The organism is Allobosea sp. P5_A5, from assembly GCF_056400625.1.
In genome coordinates, this window is record NZ_JBFUKY010000016.1 from 18050 (window position 1) to 32809 (window position 14760).

General features: G+C 64.6%; 15 protein-coding genes and 1 tRNA gene. 5 read left to right on the forward strand and 11 right to left on the reverse strand.

Features of this window, described 5'->3' with window-relative positions; genetic code table 11:
* Positions 1-160 precede the first annotated feature (160 nt).
* A complete protein-coding gene (rlmB, locus tag AC1DR6_RS21625; RefSeq protein ID WP_476831337.1) occupies positions 161-955 on the reverse strand; it encodes a 23S rRNA (guanosine(2251)-2'-O)-methyltransferase RlmB in 795 nt (264 codons plus the stop codon).
* 339 nt (positions 956-1294) lie between these two features.
* Here rlmB and AC1DR6_RS21630 point away from each other — a divergent pair.
* Positions 1295-1379 (forward strand) — tRNA-Tyr (locus AC1DR6_RS21630).
* Between the two features lie 284 nt (positions 1380-1663).
* Here AC1DR6_RS21630 and AC1DR6_RS21635 read toward each other — a convergent pair.
* Positions 1664-2068 carry a MarR family winged helix-turn-helix transcriptional regulator gene (locus AC1DR6_RS21635; RefSeq protein ID WP_476831338.1) on the reverse strand — a complete coding sequence of 135 codons (405 nt, stop codon included), beginning with the start codon at positions 2066-2068 and terminating at the stop codon, positions 1664-1666.
* Positions 2069-2195: 127 nt separating this feature from the next.
* Between AC1DR6_RS21635 and AC1DR6_RS21640 the strand changes: the two genes are divergently transcribed.
* Positions 2196-3731: an FAD-dependent oxidoreductase gene (locus AC1DR6_RS21640; RefSeq protein WP_476831374.1), complete on the forward strand. Its 1536-nt coding sequence runs from the start codon at positions 2196-2198 to the stop codon at positions 3729-3731.
* A gap of 390 nt (positions 3732-4121) precedes the next feature.
* Here the strand turns inward: AC1DR6_RS21640 and AC1DR6_RS21645 are convergent, their stop codons facing one another.
* From AC1DR6_RS21645 to AC1DR6_RS21655, 3 genes are all read right to left on the reverse strand, one after another.
* Positions 4122-4754, reverse strand: coding sequence for a class I SAM-dependent methyltransferase (locus AC1DR6_RS21645; RefSeq protein WP_476831339.1), 633 nt, complete (start codon positions 4752-4754; stop codon positions 4122-4124).
* Positions 4755-4908: 154 nt separating this feature from the next.
* The gene (locus AC1DR6_RS21650) at positions 4909-5511 is read right to left on the reverse strand and encodes an NADPH-dependent F420 reductase (RefSeq protein ID WP_476831340.1); all 603 of its coding nucleotides are present in this window, start codon (positions 5509-5511) and stop codon (positions 4909-4911) included.
* 31 nt (positions 5512-5542) lie between these two features.
* Complete coding sequence (locus AC1DR6_RS21655) at positions 5543-6277, reverse strand: SDR family NAD(P)-dependent oxidoreductase (RefSeq protein WP_476831341.1); 735 nt, start codon at positions 6275-6277, stop codon at positions 5543-5545.
* Positions 6278-6504: 227 nt separating this feature from the next.
* On the opposite strand from AC1DR6_RS21655, the gene AC1DR6_RS21660 reads away from it, so the two are divergent.
* Positions 6505-7401 carry a LysR family transcriptional regulator gene (locus tag AC1DR6_RS21660; protein WP_476831342.1) on the forward strand — a complete coding sequence of 299 codons (897 nt, stop codon included), beginning with the start codon at positions 6505-6507 and terminating at the stop codon, positions 7399-7401.
* A gap of 442 nt (positions 7402-7843) precedes the next feature.
* Here the strand turns inward: AC1DR6_RS21660 and AC1DR6_RS21665 are convergent, their stop codons facing one another.
* Positions 7844-7981 carry a hypothetical protein gene (locus AC1DR6_RS21665; RefSeq protein WP_476831343.1) on the reverse strand — a complete coding sequence of 46 codons (138 nt, stop codon included), beginning with the start codon at positions 7979-7981 and terminating at the stop codon, positions 7844-7846.
* Between the two features lie 177 nt (positions 7982-8158).
* On the reverse strand, positions 8159-9355 hold the full coding sequence (locus AC1DR6_RS21670; RefSeq protein ID WP_476831344.1) for an MFS transporter: 1197 nt from the start codon (positions 9353-9355) through the stop codon (positions 8159-8161).
* 119 nt (positions 9356-9474) lie between these two features.
* Between AC1DR6_RS21670 and AC1DR6_RS21675 the strand changes: the two genes are divergently transcribed.
* Entirely contained in the window at positions 9475-10257 is a 783-nt protein-coding gene (locus tag AC1DR6_RS21675) for an AraC family transcriptional regulator (protein ID WP_476831345.1), read from the forward strand.
* A gap of 161 nt (positions 10258-10418) precedes the next feature.
* Here the strand turns inward: AC1DR6_RS21675 and AC1DR6_RS21680 are convergent, their stop codons facing one another.
* Entirely contained in the window at positions 10419-11264 is an 846-nt protein-coding gene (locus AC1DR6_RS21680; protein ID WP_476831346.1) for a LysR family transcriptional regulator, read from the reverse strand.
* Between the two features lie 106 nt (positions 11265-11370).
* Between AC1DR6_RS21680 and AC1DR6_RS21685 the strand changes: the two genes are divergently transcribed.
* Positions 11371-12342: a quinone oxidoreductase family protein gene (locus tag AC1DR6_RS21685; RefSeq protein WP_476831375.1), complete on the forward strand. Its 972-nt coding sequence runs from the start codon at positions 11371-11373 to the stop codon at positions 12340-12342.
* Between the two features lie 304 nt (positions 12343-12646).
* On the opposite strand, the gene AC1DR6_RS21690 is transcribed toward AC1DR6_RS21685, so the two are convergent.
* The 3 genes from AC1DR6_RS21690 to AC1DR6_RS21700 are packed head-to-tail and all read right to left on the reverse strand — an operon-like array spanning position 12647 to position 14711.
* Positions 12647-13426, reverse strand: coding sequence for an ABC transporter permease (locus tag AC1DR6_RS21690; RefSeq protein WP_476831347.1), 780 nt, complete (start codon positions 13424-13426; stop codon positions 12647-12649).
* Positions 13423-14283 (reverse strand): ABC transporter ATP-binding protein, encoded by an 861-nt coding sequence (locus AC1DR6_RS21695; RefSeq protein WP_476831348.1) that lies wholly within the window; start codon positions 14281-14283, stop codon positions 13423-13425. Before AC1DR6_RS21695 ends, AC1DR6_RS21690 begins: the two co-directional genes overlap by 4 nt.
* Positions 14280-14711 carry a GlcG/HbpS family heme-binding protein gene (locus tag AC1DR6_RS21700; RefSeq protein WP_476831349.1) on the reverse strand — a complete coding sequence of 144 codons (432 nt, stop codon included), beginning with the start codon at positions 14709-14711 and terminating at the stop codon, positions 14280-14282. Before AC1DR6_RS21700 ends, AC1DR6_RS21695 begins: the two co-directional genes overlap by 4 nt.
* Positions 14712-14760 lie beyond the last annotated feature (49 nt).

Genomic DNA, 14760 nt, shown 5'->3' on the forward strand with positions numbered 1-14760 from the left:
CCCAAGCCTCGGCCGCAGGTTTGCGCGCGGGATCACCGAGGAGCAATCAGGCACTTGGTCTTGCATCGTTCGTCTAAGATGGCTGCCGGCCAGCCGGAACGCGGGGTTTCGCCCGACAAGCCGGACTTTTCGTCCCGTTGCCGTGCAGGCCCGGCAGGGCTCAGCGGCGGCGGCTGGCCGCGTACAGCGCGATCGCCGTCGCGTTGGAGACGTTCAGGCTGGTGATCGTGCCGGGAACCTCGAGCCGGGCGACCTGGTCGCAAAGCTCGCGCGTGCGCTGCCGCAACCCCTTGCCTTCGGCGCCCATCACCATGACGAGCGGCCGGCGCAGCTGGACATCGTCGAGCGCGACCTCGCCATCCGAATCGAAGCCGATACGCAGAAATCCGCGCTTTCCCAGGGTATCGAGCGCGTCGCCGAGATTGCGAACCGCGACCAGCGGCACATGCTCGAGCGCGCCGGAGGCGGATTTCGCGAGAACGCCTGTGGCTGCGGGCGAATGCCGGATGGTGACGATCACCGCCGCAGCGCTGAAGGCCGCGGCCGAGCGCAGGATAGCGCCGACATTATGCGGATCGGTGATCTGGTCGAGCGCCAGCACGATCGCATCGTCCGGCAGATCGTCGAGCTCGGGCGAGGGCAGGGGATCGCAGACCAGATAAAGCCCCTGATGGACCGAGTCGGGCGTCAGCAGCCGGTCGATCTCGGAGGGGCGGACCATCTCCGCCTCGATCGGCAGCTCACCGATTTCCTCCTGCAGCCGTCGCAGCGCGTTTTCGGTGGCGAGCAGACGGCGATGACGCCGCGCAGGGTTGCGCAACGCCTCGATGACGGGGTGCACGCCATAGAGGACCGCTTCATCGATTTCGCCCGGACGGTGCGGCGGCGGGCCGCCGGCCCGGTGGGAGCCAGCTCCCAGACGAGCTTGGCCTGGCTTGGGGCGAAAAGGGGGCATCGTCGTCTCCGAACTTGAACGCTTGCCGTGCCACGACACGGCCCGCTTGGCCAGAGCGCGACGGCTTCCCTCCGGTATTTCGGTGAGAAAGCGATGCCGGCGGCGGCTGTCTACATCTTGTCAAGGCTCGCTAAAGGCCGCCGACCGGACCCGGTCGTGCCATCGTTCCGATGCGGATGAAGTTTCGGCGTGTGCGGGCCACAGGGATTTCGCCGGACCGGGCTTTTTGCCGTTGACACGTCGCGGCCCGGTCACCATAAGTCCGGCCGCGCCTGCCGGTCGTCACGCGAGTGACATATCGGCGGCCCGCGGCTTCACAAGCCGGTAATGGGCGCAGGCGGGGGAATGTCCCGAGCGGCAAAGGGGGCGGACTGTAAATCCGCTGGCTATGCCTTCGCAGGTTCGAGTCCTGCTTCCCCCACCACCATTTTCTCAACCGTTTGATTTCCTTCGGATTTCAGATCGGTTCCCGCACCAGATGACGAGGTGCGGGAATAGACGTTCGATTTTGGTTCCTTCATGAGGGGCCCGATGGCGTGGTTGCGCAGGTTCCTGTCGGAGCTGTCGTTTCCCCGATGACGCGGATTTCCCCGGCTCGACGATGGCGTAAGCCAATCGACCAGTGCGTTCGTGACGCGAGCTTCGTTGATATCACGACCGACAGGCTTGTTCGGGCACGCGCGAGCGCCCTCGAGCCGCTGTACCGGCTCAGGCGTCGTTTCCAACGGCTGCGTCAATCGCCCTAGCAAACCGCCGCATGAGCCTGGTCAGATCGGCGACATCCTGTTCCGGCCAATCTGCAAAGATCTGCCGCGCCATTTTCTCTCGCGCCACGTCGATCTTGCCGGTCAGGGCCTTGCCGTTCGCGGTCGCTACCGCTTTGCGCGCACGCCCGTCCGTCGCGCTGGACTGCCGCTCGACAAGTCCGAGACCTTCCAACTTTGTGACCTGCCGGCTTACCGTCGTGTAATCGCGGCCGACCCGATCGGCGAGGTCGACGATGCCGATCGGCCCGAGCCGTTCCACGATGACCAGTAACGGAAAGAGCGCGCGATCAAGCGCAATCCCCGCTTCACGGACCATGGTTTCGTCGCGTTGCGGCCGGTTCATCACGCTGACGATATCGATCAGCGCGCTATGGAGATCACGCAGCAGCGCCGATGTAAGTGTATTTTGCACTTTCTTATTGACTCCGTTCCGCGGCTCTATCTATGTGCTTAATACACATATGGAGCGTGACATGACAAAGGTTTTCACAGCCGACGTGCTCATCTGCGGTGCTGGCGCCGCCGGTCTGACGCTGGCGATCGACCTTGCCCGGCGGGGCGTGTCGTTCCGGCTCATCGAAAAGCTGGACGATCCCTTCCGAGGCTCGCGCGGCAAGGGCATCCAGCCCCGGACACAGGAGGTGTTCGAGGATCTTGGCATTCTAGATCGCGTTGTCGCCGTCGGTGGATTCTATCCCAAGCAGCGCGAATATACGGACGACGGCAGCTTCACCGATGCTGATGTGGTCGAGGCGGAGCCGGCAACACCGGCAGAGCCCTACCACCTGCCGCTGATGGTGCCGCAGTTCCTGACGGAGCACGTTATGCGGGAGCGGCTGGCTGAGTTCGGTCACCGGCCCGAGTTTGGCTCCGAGCTGGTCAGCTTCACGCAGGACAGCGAGGGCGTCACGGCCCGGATCGCTACAATGGCGGGCGAGGAGATGATCCGCGTCCGGTGGCTGGTAGGCACGGACGGGGGACGTTCCTTCGTGCGGCATGCGCTTGAGGTCGGCTTTCCGGGCAAGACGCTGGGTGTGCGCGCGATCGTCGCCGACGTGACCTTGTCGGGATTGTCGCGTGACGTTTGGCATCGCTTCGGCGAAGGCGACATGCAGCGGCAGATATCGGCTTGTCCGCTCGCCGGGACCGACCTTTTTCAGCTTCAGGGACCGATCCCGCTGGAAGGGGAGGTCGATCTATCGCCCGAAGGGCTGACCGCCCTGTTGCGCACTCGGACCGGCCGCGACGATCTTCTCATTCATGCGGTATCCTGGGCGTCCGCCTTTCATATGAATGCGCGGCTTGCCGACCGTTACCGGGTCGGCCGCGTGTTCCTGGCCGGCGATGCCGCACACACCCATCCGCCGACAGGCGGGCAGGGTCTCAACACCAGCGTGCAGGACGCATACAACCTCGGGTGGAAGCTCTGCGCGGTCCTCCGGGGTGCGCCGGAGGCGATGCTCGATACCTATGAGGAGGAGCGACGCCCCGTCGCGCAGGCCATGCTCGGCCTCGCGACTGGCCTGCTCGACGCGATGAAACGCGGGCAGATGCGGCGTGGGCGCGACGTGCACCAGCTCGATATCGGTTATCCGGAATCCTCGCTCGCGGTGGAAGCGCCGGAACGGCACGGCGTCCTCCTGGCCGGTGACCGCGCACCCGACGCGCAGGTCTGCGGCACGGCGGGACAGCCGCAGCGGCTGTTTGAACTGTTCAAAGGACCGCATTGGACGTTGCTCGTCGATGACGAGGTCATTGTGCCTGCGCGGCAAGGACTGCGTGTTCACGTTTTCGGAAAGAACGGAGATTTGAAAGACGACGCGGGGCAGTTCCGGAGCGCCTATGGCGTGAACGCGGGCGACCGGGTGCTGGTCCGACCTGACGGCTATGTGGGTGCGATCATATCCTCGGACGAAAGCGCGGTCTTGGACGAATATCTGCAAGCCGTCGGCATGGGCGCATTCGTTTTCGGGAATGCAAGCACGGTGGGATACGCACCTACGTGCTGAACTTTTCGACGAGAATGTTCAGCCGATCTTCGACGCCGGTCGATGGGATACGTTCTGATTGCGCAGGGACAGCCAATCCATGCAACGCACTCCACAACCCTTCGGCTAAAAAACTGAGTTTTGTCGATGTGGTCCAAGCGCAGTGATGAACGCGCCGAAAGCAGACCGGAGTGTAGACTGGGCCTATCGCTGTAAATAGCACGATCTGGCCCCCGGTTGACGTCGAACGTTTCCGACCGAATACATTATCGACTCGCAATGTCTGCTTCGGGGCACTGCACCGTGTTCTGCTATTGGCACTTTCGTCCGGGAGCGGGGAGGGTGGTTCTGGCGAAATCCACCCTGAAGACTGGCAGCCAATTGATTGATGAGGAATCGGCCCCGTGACCCTCAGACCTTGACAAACCGATAGGCGAAACGATCGGTTTCGCCCTTGATCGAGGGGTCGAACACCTTGCTCGCGTGCGGATCGTCCTTGTTCGCGAGCAGGGCGGTCTGCGCGTCCAGCACGAAGCCGGCTGCCTCCACCTCCTGGATGACCACGGCAGGGTCGATGCGATGCAGCGTCTGCGTGTCGCTCGTCCCCGTTCCCGCGCCTGCGGCGTGGTCGATGACGACATAGAACCCGCCGGGCTTCAGCCGCTCGTACACCGCTCGGTTGAAGTCGGCCGCCGTCCCGCCCCTGGCCTGCATCAGCGCGGTGTGGAGATCGTGGTAAAACAGATGCAGCCACAGGACATCCGCCGGCTGCGTCACCTCCGGCATCGCCACAAGGTCCGCCGAGACGGCTTCGACGTTCTCCCGGCCGGGCTCTTTCGCAAGAGTTTGCATGCGGCCGAGCGGGTCGTTCTTGAAGTGGGCGACCTCGGCCGGCACAAAGCTGTAGACCCGCCCCTCCGGCCCCACGAGGTCGGAGAACAGAAGCGTCCAGTCTCCGTCGCCGGGGTACACGTCGATCACGGTGGAGCCCGCATCAATACGGGAGAACCGGATCAGTTCAGACAGTTTGGCTTGGTCGTACATCGGGACCTCCTTGAGATCATATATATATGCGACGGGCGCAAGGCGTTTGGCCTTATGAAGCGCGCACATCGCGGTGTTCGGGTGTGTTTCCGACATCTTCCGGCGCGGACATCGCAAAGGCCCGCGCCAGTGTTTTCCGGTGGGCGCGACGTGTTCACCCCTGGAATTTGACCAAGTCCTGGAAAATCAGGTGACCCCAGCTATTCCCGTGCGCCTGGACCAGCAGTCCGCCCTCTGAAAGCCCGCCGAGTTTGATCGGCGCGAAACCAAGCTCTTCCGCCAGCGCGCCGATCTCCGCTGCGGCGGCGTCGTCGTCGCTCGCCAGGAAGACGACCCTCCTGCCGCGATGCACGGCCGGATCCCGCTCAAGGGTGGCCGCGACCACATGGTTGAAGCCCTTGACCAGTCGACCACCTACGAAGGCCCGCGCGACGACTTTGGCGGATGGCTGGCCGTCCAGTTCTTGATCGGGCACGCCGTAGGCGTTGGTCACATCGATAATGGTCTTTCCCTGCCAGTTGGGCAGCGCCTTCGCGACATCCGCGTGCGCCTCGAAACGCACAGCCAGGAAGATGACGTCCGCCTTGATGGCCTCCGCCAGCGTCTTGGCAACGACCTTAGGCCCGATCGCAGCCGCTTCGGATGCAAAGCTCTTGGGGTCGCGCGTGGATGCAACGGAGACTTCGATCCCCTTGCGGGCAAACGCCTTGGCGAGGGCGTGGCCGATCTTGCCGAAGCCGATGATTGCGTAGCTCATGATGTTCTCCAATCTTGCGTGATGTCGCAGGTCAGAGCTGTGCCAGGCCGCCGTCGACAGCGACTTCGCTGGCGGTCATGAAACTGCTGTCCGACGAGGCGAGAAAAGCGGCCACAGCACCGATCTCCGCTGGATCGGCCATCCGCTGGAGCGGGGTCATCGCGCCGTAGGCCTTCTGGCCCTCCTCGCCGAGCGCCGCCTTGGCCAATTCGGTCGCCGTCGCCCCCGGTGACAGAACATTCACGCGGATGCCGGTGCCCTTCAGATCCTCCGCCCAGGTCCGGGCCAGATTCCGCACGGCCGCCTTGCTCGCGCTGTAAGCGGTAAATCCAGGCGCGCCCGTGGTGCCGGCGCTCGATCCGGTCAGGATGATCGAACCGCCCTTGCCCATCAGCGGCAGCGCCTTCTGGACCGTGAAGATGGTTCCCTTCACGTTGGTGTCGAAGGCTTCGTCGATGTGCTCAGCGGTGATCTGGCCGAGCGGAAGCGGGCTTCCCGCGCCGGCATTGGCGAAGACGATGTCGAGCGTTCCGCGTTCGGCCTTTACCGCCGCGTAGAGCCGGTCGAGGTCGGCTTCGTCCGAAACCGAGCCCTGCACCGCGCGAGCATGGGACCCGAGATCGGCGACAGCGGCATCGAGCGCGTCCTGCCGGCGGCCGAAGATGAAGACGAAGGCACCATCCGCGATGAAGCGCTTCGCGGCAGCAAGGCCGATGCCGGTCGCGCCCCCCGTGATGACAGCGGTCTTTCCGTTCAATCTGGTCATATTGTGCATCCTTCGTCTCGCCGCCTCGGGTCTTGGCTGTGCGGGCAGCTTCTTCGATGCGGCTGAAATGGGTTCGCCGAAGTCCGCCGATGAGTGCGGGACGCTGCACATCAATGGTGCGGAAACGATCCGGATGGGACGGCTGAAGACGCGACGGCCATGCGCAATCCAGCTCGGCGTGCTAGTCTTCGACAGGCAGGGCGCCTGTGGCGGCGCGGGAACGCACCATGATCGACTGGGACGATGTTCGCTACTTCCTCGCCGCCGCACGCGGCGGCTCGGTGCGGGCTGCCGCCAAGCGCCTCGGGGTGAACCACGCAACCGTGCTGCGACGCATCGCCCAGCTAGAGGATCGCCTCGGCGCGCAGATGTTTGAAAAGCTGCCTTCCGGTTACCGCCTGACGGCGGCGGGCGAAGAGGTGCTCGAGTTCGCGGACCAGATGGAAGCGTCGTCCCACCAGCTGGAAACCCGCATCTTCGGGCGCGACCAGAGCGTGCGCGGGCTTTTGCGCGTGACCCTGCCGCCGCCCCTGGCGACACATCTGTTGATGCCGGACTTCGCCGAGTTCGCGCGGCTGCATCCGGATATCGAGATGGAAATCGTATCGTCCGGCGAGCTGGCGAACCTGACCAACCGGGAGGCTGACGTCGCGATCCGTGTCGTCTACGACCGCAAGACCCTTCCACTCAATCTTCACGGCCTGATGGGACCGGAGCTGTTCGGCGGGGTCTACATTTCCCGTAATCTCCTGACGGCATGGCGTGCAGGCACGCCCGATCCTATCCGGTGGATCGTCATTAGCGCACATGGCATCCCGGAATGGGCGATGGAGGGGGAGCTTCGCACCACGGCGACCCCCTTCAGGATCACCGACGCCGAAGCGCAACTCGCGGCAGTACGGGAAGGGCTCGGCATCACGACTTTGCCGTGTTTCGTCGGAGATGCCGATCCGCTTTTGGAGCGGGTTCCGGGGACCGAACGACACCTGTACGGATTGGTCTGGCTCCTCACCCAAGGGGAAGCACGCAAGACGAAGCGCGTGCGGCTCTTCACCGAGTTCGTTGCCCGCAGGCTCGCCACCCACGCCCCGACGCTCGCGGGGCTGCCCACGTCGCGCGACTGACTCTCCGTAGGTCACTGGCGACGCCCGATCTTCAAACATGCCGGATCGAGCGCCCCGATGTTCCCGAACGAAGTCAGCCGGCTTGCCATCCTTGATGCCGGCATTCCCGGCGTCACGCTACCCGATATGCTACCAGTAGCGCCCGAACGGGCATGACGGACGTGGCATTTTGCGTTCCATGCCGTCCCCGAGCTTCCTGAGTCGCTGATCGCTGGGCGCGAGCGCGTGTACCTGGACTGGTTTCTGCGTCGCAAGGCGGCGAACCGTGGAGCTTCAGCGAAGCCGACCTCGATGAATATGTTCGTATCTTCAGCATGCCGGGCGCGTTGCGAGCGGGCCTCGCTTTCTATCGTTCGGTCAGTCTGTTCGCCGAGCAAAACCGTGCGCTGGTTCGGGAGGCCAAGCTCACCATGCCTGTTCTGGCCGTCAGCGCAAACCAGGTTCAATCCCCGACATGGCTGGTCCATTGCGGCCGTTTGCCGATGACCTTCGTAGCGAGACGATCGAACGAAGCGGGCATTTCATCCCGGAGGAGCAGCCAGAAGCACTCGCTCTGCTGTTCAGCGACTTCTTCGTACATTCATAGCTTCCTTCGCCATCAGGCCAATGATGGCGTGCCCGTCCGCCTTCCCAAAAACGATGGTATTTCAGGAAAGTCGCGGGGAGCGGGTGCGACATCGTCCTTGTTGAACCCGACAGCTTCCCGCGGCTTGCGGCGCAACCCGCCCGATCGGTCGATGCGCAGTGCCGACCGGCGTCAGACGGTCTCCGAGGCCTGCTCGCGCAGGTTCGGTAGAAGAAGCGTGAGGACCCCAATCGCCGGCAGGAACGAGCACACCACGAAAACAAAATGGATGCTCTTCCAATCGGCGAGCGACCCAAGCAGCGCGGCGCCTATCCCGCTGATGCCGAAGCTGAAGCCGAAGAACAGGCCCGAAACCATGCCGACCCGCCCAGGCATCAGCTCCTGCCCGTAGACCACGATGGCCGGGAAGGCCGACGAGATGACGAAGCCGATCACGACGGTCAGCAATACCGTGGGCGTCAAGCCCACATGCGGGAGGATCAGAGTGAGCGGCAGCACCCCGAGTATCGACACCCAGATGACGGACTTGCGGCCCAGGCGGTCGCCGATTGGACCGCCAGCGATCGTGCCGGCTGCGACCGCGGCGAAGAACACGAACTGAAGAATCTGGGCGTTCCTGACCGACACGTCGAACTGCTCGATCAGGTAGAAGGTATAGTAGCTGGTGAAGGCCGCCATGTAGACGTATTTTGAGAAGAGCAGCCCGATCAGGGCGCCCATGGCTACTCTGACCTGGCGCTTCGACAGGAACGCGTGGCGTTCCGGCATCGCGCCGGTTGCGCGCTTCGCGTGACCGTTCACGCTATACCAATGACCAAGCGCCGACAGTAGGACGATGCCAGCAAGTGCGGCAAAGGCGAACCATGCCAATCCCCGCTGCCCCTGGGGCAGGATGACGAAGGCGGCAGCGAGCGGACCGAGCGCGGAGCCGAAATTGCCGCCGACCTGGAAGAGGGATTGGGCGAACCCGTGCGAGCCGCCCGATGCCAGGCGTGCGATGCGGCTCGATTCCGGATGGAAGATGGAAGAACCCAGGCCCAGCAGTGTCGCCCCGACCAGCAGCCAGCCGTAGCTTGGCGCGTAGGCGAGGAAGAGCACGCCCGTCATGGATGACGCCATCCCGAGGGGCAGCGAATACGGCATGGGCCGCCGGTCGGTGTAGTGACCGATGAAGGGCTGAAAGAGCGACGCCGTGATCTGGTAGACCAAGCTGAGAATGCCGATCTGGGCGAAGGTCAGCGAGAAGCCCGATTGCAGGATCGGATACATCGCCGGCAGCAGCGCCTGGAGCAGGTCGTTAAGGAGATGGCCGGAGCTGGCGCCAAGGAGGATCGGGAAGGACCTTACGGCCTTCGGCATGCTGGTCATGGTTGGGCTTGACACGGTCTGGTACTCGGATGCGTTGCTGGGGCGATGGTTTCCGGATACTGCGGGGGAGAGTGGCTTGCCACCAAAGGCGGGCCAACAAACTGCGGGTGTGAGCCAGTATGTGCGACATTCCCATCGCGATCGTTGATTCCGTCGCCCGGCCAATCACCGCACTAAGCCGCGTTTATCCGGATGGCTTTCTCATCGAGCCGCACCACCATCGCCGCGGTCAGCTGCTCTCGGCCGCCTCCGGGCTGATCGTGCTGACCACGGCGACCGGCAACTGGGTCATGCCGCCGCAGCGGGGAATGTGGATACCCCCGGCGACCGTCCACGACGTGCGGATGGTGGGCGAGGTCGCCCTGCAGTGCATCTCCCTGGAGCCCGACATCTTGCCGGGGATGCCGGACCGCTGCCAGGTCGTCGGGATCTCGCCGTTCATCCGCAGTCTGATGGCAGAGGCCGTCCAGCTCCCCGTCGAATACGACGTTGACGGGCGCGCCGGCGCCTTGATGCAGCTGATCTGGCATGAAGTCGGTCAGCTGCCGGCGTTGCCGCTATCACTTCAATATCCGGCTGCCGGTGCCCTGGCCGACAGATGCCGAGCGTTCGTCCTTTCGCCGAACATACACGAGACGATCGAACCGTGGGCGCAGGCGATGGGCGTGAGCCGGAGGACCTTCACGCGCATGTTCCGGCGTGAGACCGGGCTGAGCTTTCGCGGCTGGTGCCAGCAGGCCTGCCTACTGGCAGCCATCCCGCGATTGGCGGCCGGCGAGGCCGTGACCGCGGTGGCTATCGACCTCGGATACGAAAACCCGGCGGCGTTCTCGACGATGTTCAAGCACGCGTTCGGCCGTCCCCCGCTCGAATATCTGGGGCTTAGGAGCAATCGCGGATAGCGCCGCGCAATGATGGAGACTGCCAGAAACTACTGGTCAGAACATTATCCAACGTGCGTTCGGTTGCGCATCGATCTTAGCGGGCTCCTCGCTCTTAGGTGCAAGAAGGGAGCTTTGGCCGGCTTAGGATTTCAACGAGATCGATCGTCCGACCGACATCACTAAACCAGCGCTTCCTCGATCGCGTCTGCGACTGCCCGGATAGCAGGAGCGTTGCGCAAATCCGCATGGATGGCGAGCCAGACCTCGCGGTTCGGAGCGGGAAGATCGCAGGGGAAGGGGACCAGATCTTGGCCGGGTTCGACCATAAACTCCGGCAGCATCGCGATGCCCATGCCGGCGCGCACGGCGGCGAGCTGGATTTCCAGCGTACTGGCGACGAGAGCGAAAGGCCGGCCCGCAGCGACCAAGCGTAGCGCGACCTGCTGCGGCGCCTCATCGAGCGACGTGTCGTAGCCTATGAAGCATAGGTCAGCCTCGCGCGTCTCCGCGAGATAAGCCGCCGTCGCATAGGCCGAGAAGGTGATCTCGCCGAGCTTGCGGATCACCAGATCACCCGCCGAAGGCCTGCTGAGGCGGATGGCAATGTCCGCCTCCCGCCTGTCGAGCGACGCGTTGCGGGTCTCGCCGAGAAGCTGGAGCGCCAGACCATTATGCCGCGCGCGCAGAGCGGCAAGCGGCACGACGAGTTTCGCCGCTGCGAGGGCGGGCGGGGCGCTGATGCGCACCTCGCCGGCGATCGCGTCGCGTGAACCGGCCGCCAGGCGGGCAACGGCGAGCGCGCTCTCTTCCATAGCGCCGAGTTGAGCGGCGACCCGGACACCATCCCCGGTCAAGGTCAAACGACGGCCACGCCGGTCGACAAGCTTGAGCGCGAGGTCCCGTTCCAACGACTGGATGCGGCGGGCGACCGTCGCGTGCTCCACGCCCAATCGACGCGCGGCGGCCGAAAGGGAACCGCTCTCGGCCAGCGCCGCGAAATGGCGCAGATCCTCCCAATCAGGCATCGGTCAATTCCTTCACAGACGATGGGACGTTATCGGGAATTTCCTCACAGGCTGCCAGCGCCCATTCCTCGTTCGACACCCATCGCGAGAGGCAACGCAAATGGATATGGACAAGGTCGTCAGGATGGTCGGCGTCGGCGGGGTCGATCGGCTCGAAGCTGCTGAGATCGTGGCGCAACCGCCGGGGCCGGGAGAGGTTCGCATCCGGCATGAGGCGATCGGTGTGAACTTCATCGACATTTATCAACGCATTGGCCTGTATCCGCTGCCGCTGCCGGCGGTGCTGGGCGTCGAGGGGGCAGGTCGGGTCGAAGCCGTGGGGGAAGGTGTCTCCGGCTTCGCAATCGGCGACCGCGTTGCCTATGCAGGCGCGCCCGTCGGGGCCTATGCGACGAGCCGATCGCTGCCAGCGCCGCGGCTTGTGATCTTGCCGGAGAGTATCCCGTTGCGGCTCTCGGCCGCTTCGATGCTGAAGGGTCTGACGGCGCATATGCTGCTGACCCGGACCTACCCGGTCACCGAAGGCACGACGCTTCTCATCCACGCCGCCGCGGGCGGGCTCGGCGCGCTGCTGACCCGCTGGGCCAAGAGCCTTGGTGCGACGGTGATTGGGACGGCTGGCTCACCGGAGAAAGAGCGGATCGCCCTGGGCCATGGCGCCGACCATGTCATCGTCGGGCGCGAGGCCGACCTCACGGCGGAGGTTGCATCCCTGACCGATGGCCGTGGCGTCGATTTCGCCATTGATGGAATCGGCGGCGCGATGCTGCGCAAGACGCTGTGCTGCGTCCGCCGCTTCGGCACGGTCGCCAGCATCGGCCAGGCAGCGGGACCGATCCCTCCGCTCGCAGTCGACGAACTCGGCCCAATCCGCTCGCTGTCGCTGGCACGCCCGAGCGTCATGGCTTACGCCGCCGATCCGGCCCTTTATTCGCAGGGCATGGCTGAGCTGCTCGTCCTCATGCAGACCGGCGTCGCAGCCGAGATCGGTGGGGAGTACCCGCTTGCTGAAGCCGCCCGCGCTCAGGCCGATCTCGAAGCGGGACGAACGACGGGAAGCCTGTTGCTGATCCCGTAACGAAGCGAAGGTAAGCGGGATCCGAGAAGCCGAAAAACCCGCCCCACTTACAGAAGTGCGATCATAACAGCCGACTTTAGCAAGCGTATCTGCATCGGCGATTCTGACGGTCACGCCCGCCCATCGGGCCCGACGACCGTTTCCCTTCAGCGCGAGATGGAAAACGAGGCGGGCGACCTCGGCCTCTACAGTCGCCGTAGAGAGCAGGATTACCCACCGGAATGGGGCTCATCGCCGCAGCAACACCGAATTTTACGCCGGTGTCGGCGCAGGTCGGCCATGTATAGCACTTCGATAGATTGGCCTACGCGGCGGCGAAATCTGTTTTTCGATTGGCCCAGCCGCAGATGCGCTGCTCGACGAGTGCGAAGACGACGTAGAGCAGGATACCGAGGATCGCGAGGGCGAACAGGCCTGCAAAGGCGAGCGTCACGTCGAAGCTGGCGCTCGCCATCATCATGACGGTGCCGATGCCGCGATTAGCGGCGACGGTTTCCGACAGCACCGTGCCGACGAAGGCGAGCGTGACCGCGATCTTCAGCGAAGCGAAGAAATACGGCATGGTGCGTGGCAGGCCGACATTCCAGAGCACCTGCCAGCGCGAGGCGCCAAGGGCCTTCAGCACGTCCTCCATCTCCGGCTCGGTGGTGGCGAGCCCCGTCGCGACGTTGACGACGATCGGGAAGATGCAGGTCGTCAGCGCCGTCAGGATGGCGGGGACCGAGCCCGATCCGAACCAGAGCACGAAGATCGGAACCACCGCGACCTTGGGGATGGAGGAGAAGCCGACCAGCAGCGGATAAGCTGCGTTGTAGGCGGCCCTCGAGACGCCGACGACGACGCCGATCGCGACGCCGAGCACCATGCCGAGCGTGAAGCCGATCATGGTCGTCACCAGCGTCTGCAGGATATGCGGCCAAAGCGCCGGCAGCTGCATCACCAGCGTCGCGATGACCTGGCTGGGTCGCGGCAGCACGATCGCGCTGACGTTGAAGATCAGGCAGGCGAGCTCCCAGACCAGGAACATCGACGAGATCAGAATGACGGAGCTGAGATGTTCGCGCGTGCGGCGGGAGATTTTCATGTCAGCGCTCCACGGCTCGGCCTGCCTGCGACGATCAGCGTCCGCAACGCGTGGGTCAAGGTCGTGAACCCGTCCTGATAGGTGGTTTCGATGGTGCGTGGCCGGGCGAAATCGACCTGCCGGTCTTCGGTTACCCGCCCGGGACGCGCACTCATCACCAGGATGCGGTTGGCGAGGAAGGCAGCTTCGCGCAGGTCGTGGGTGACGAGAAAGACGGTCGGCCTGTGCTCCATCCAGAGGTCCTGAAGGATCGCCCACAACTCCTCGCGCGTGAACTGGTCGAGCGCCCCGAAGGGCTCGTCGAGCATCAGCAGCTTCGGTTCGTGGATCAGCGCGCGGCAGAGATTAGCCCGCTGCAGCATTCCGCCAGACAACTGCCAGGGCCGCCGGTCGCCGAGCCCGCCCAGGCCGACCTTTTCCAGGAGCGCTTCGACCCGGTCGCGGAACAGGGTGTTCTTGTTGGCGCGGAAGGCTGAGGCATAGGGCTCGACGATCTTCAAGGGCAGCATCACGTTCTGCCGGATCGAGAGCCAGGGCAGCATGGTCGGGTTCTGGAAGGCCATCCCGATGCCGATCTTCTGCGCGCCGATTTCCCGTCCGGCGACGAAGACCTCGCCCTCGGTTGGCTTCAGCAGGCCGGCGACGAGCTTGAGGATCGTGGACTTGCCGCAGCCGGAAGGGCCGACCATGGCGACGAAATCGCCCGCCTCGACGGTCAAATTGGTGCTGTCGAGCGCCAGAAAGGCGTCGTCGTCGGCTCCGAAGCGCACGCGCACGCTTTCAAGCTGAACGATGCGCTCTCGCATCGGCGGCGCCGACTGCGCCCGTGTCGATTGTGATGTGGCCGGATCGTTCATTGGACAGGCTCTCCCAGAGCAGCATTGAAAGCCGCGACGGCAGCGTGGGCGATGGCGAGATCCTGTTCGCCGGTGCCGGAGCCGATCCCGATGCCGCCGACGATCTGGCCGCCGCTTATCAGCGGCAGGCCTCCGGGCAGGTTTGTCATCCGGCCATCGGTCGCGGCTGCCAGTGCGGGGGCCTTATCAACCGGAATGCCGCCGGTCGGCCGCCCCGTAGTGGCGGCCGTCATCGCCTTGCGCGTCGCGCTGTCGATCGACAGCACGCGGGCGCCGTCCATCCGGGCGAAGGCGAGCAGGTTGCAACCCTCATCGACGATGGCGATGCATTGCGGCACGCCCATCGCGGCGGCGGCCGCCACGGCCGCGTCGAGGACATGCAACGCGCCGAGATGTGTCAGCTTCTGGGCGGGCCGGACGAGCGTCATGACGGGGTGCCTTTCTCGATGTCGGTCAGCGGCATGGCGCCGGGTGCGT

Excerpts from the sequence above, each read along its gene's own strand:
- AC1DR6_RS21685 (WP_476831375.1), top strand. The coding sequence starts at position 11,371 with ATGGACAAGGTCGTCAGGATGGTCGGCGTCGGCGGGGTCGATCGGCTC.
- AC1DR6_RS21665 (WP_476831343.1), bottom strand. The coding sequence starts at position 7,981 with ATGTACGAAGAAGTCGCTGAACAGCAGAGCGAGTGCTTCTGGCTGCTC.
- rlmB (WP_476831337.1), bottom strand. The coding sequence starts at position 955 with ATGCCCCCTTTTCGCCCCAAGCCAGGCCAAGCTCGTCTGGGAGCTGGC.
- AC1DR6_RS21680 (WP_476831346.1), bottom strand. The coding sequence starts at position 11,264 with ATGCCTGATTGGGAGGATCTGCGCCATTTCGCGGCGCTGGCCGAGAGC.
- AC1DR6_RS21645 (WP_476831339.1), bottom strand. The coding sequence starts at position 4,754 with ATGTACGACCAAGCCAAACTGTCTGAACTGATCCGGTTCTCCCGTATT.
- AC1DR6_RS21690 (WP_476831347.1), bottom strand. The coding sequence starts at position 13,426 with ATGAAAATCTCCCGCCGCACGCGCGAACATCTCAGCTCCGTCATTCTG.
- AC1DR6_RS21650 (WP_476831340.1), bottom strand. The coding sequence starts at position 5,511 with ATGAGCTACGCAATCATCGGCTTCGGCAAGATCGGCCACGCCCTCGCC.
- AC1DR6_RS21695 (WP_476831348.1), bottom strand. The coding sequence starts at position 14,283 with ATGAACGATCCGGCCACATCACAATCGACACGGGCGCAGTCGGCGCCG.
- AC1DR6_RS21655 (WP_476831341.1), bottom strand. The coding sequence starts at position 6,277 with ATGACCAGATTGAACGGAAAGACCGCTGTCATCACGGGGGGCGCGACC.
- AC1DR6_RS21660 (WP_476831342.1), top strand. The coding sequence starts at position 6,505 with ATGATCGACTGGGACGATGTTCGCTACTTCCTCGCCGCCGCACGCGGC.
- AC1DR6_RS21700 (WP_476831349.1), bottom strand. The coding sequence starts at position 14,711 with ATGACGCTCGTCCGGCCCGCCCAGAAGCTGACACATCTCGGCGCGTTG.
- AC1DR6_RS21640 (WP_476831374.1), top strand. The coding sequence starts at position 2,196 with ATGACAAAGGTTTTCACAGCCGACGTGCTCATCTGCGGTGCTGGCGCC.
- AC1DR6_RS21675 (WP_476831345.1), top strand. The coding sequence starts at position 9,475 with ATGTGCGACATTCCCATCGCGATCGTTGATTCCGTCGCCCGGCCAATC.
- AC1DR6_RS21670 (WP_476831344.1), bottom strand. The coding sequence starts at position 9,355 with ATGACCAGCATGCCGAAGGCCGTAAGGTCCTTCCCGATCCTCCTTGGC.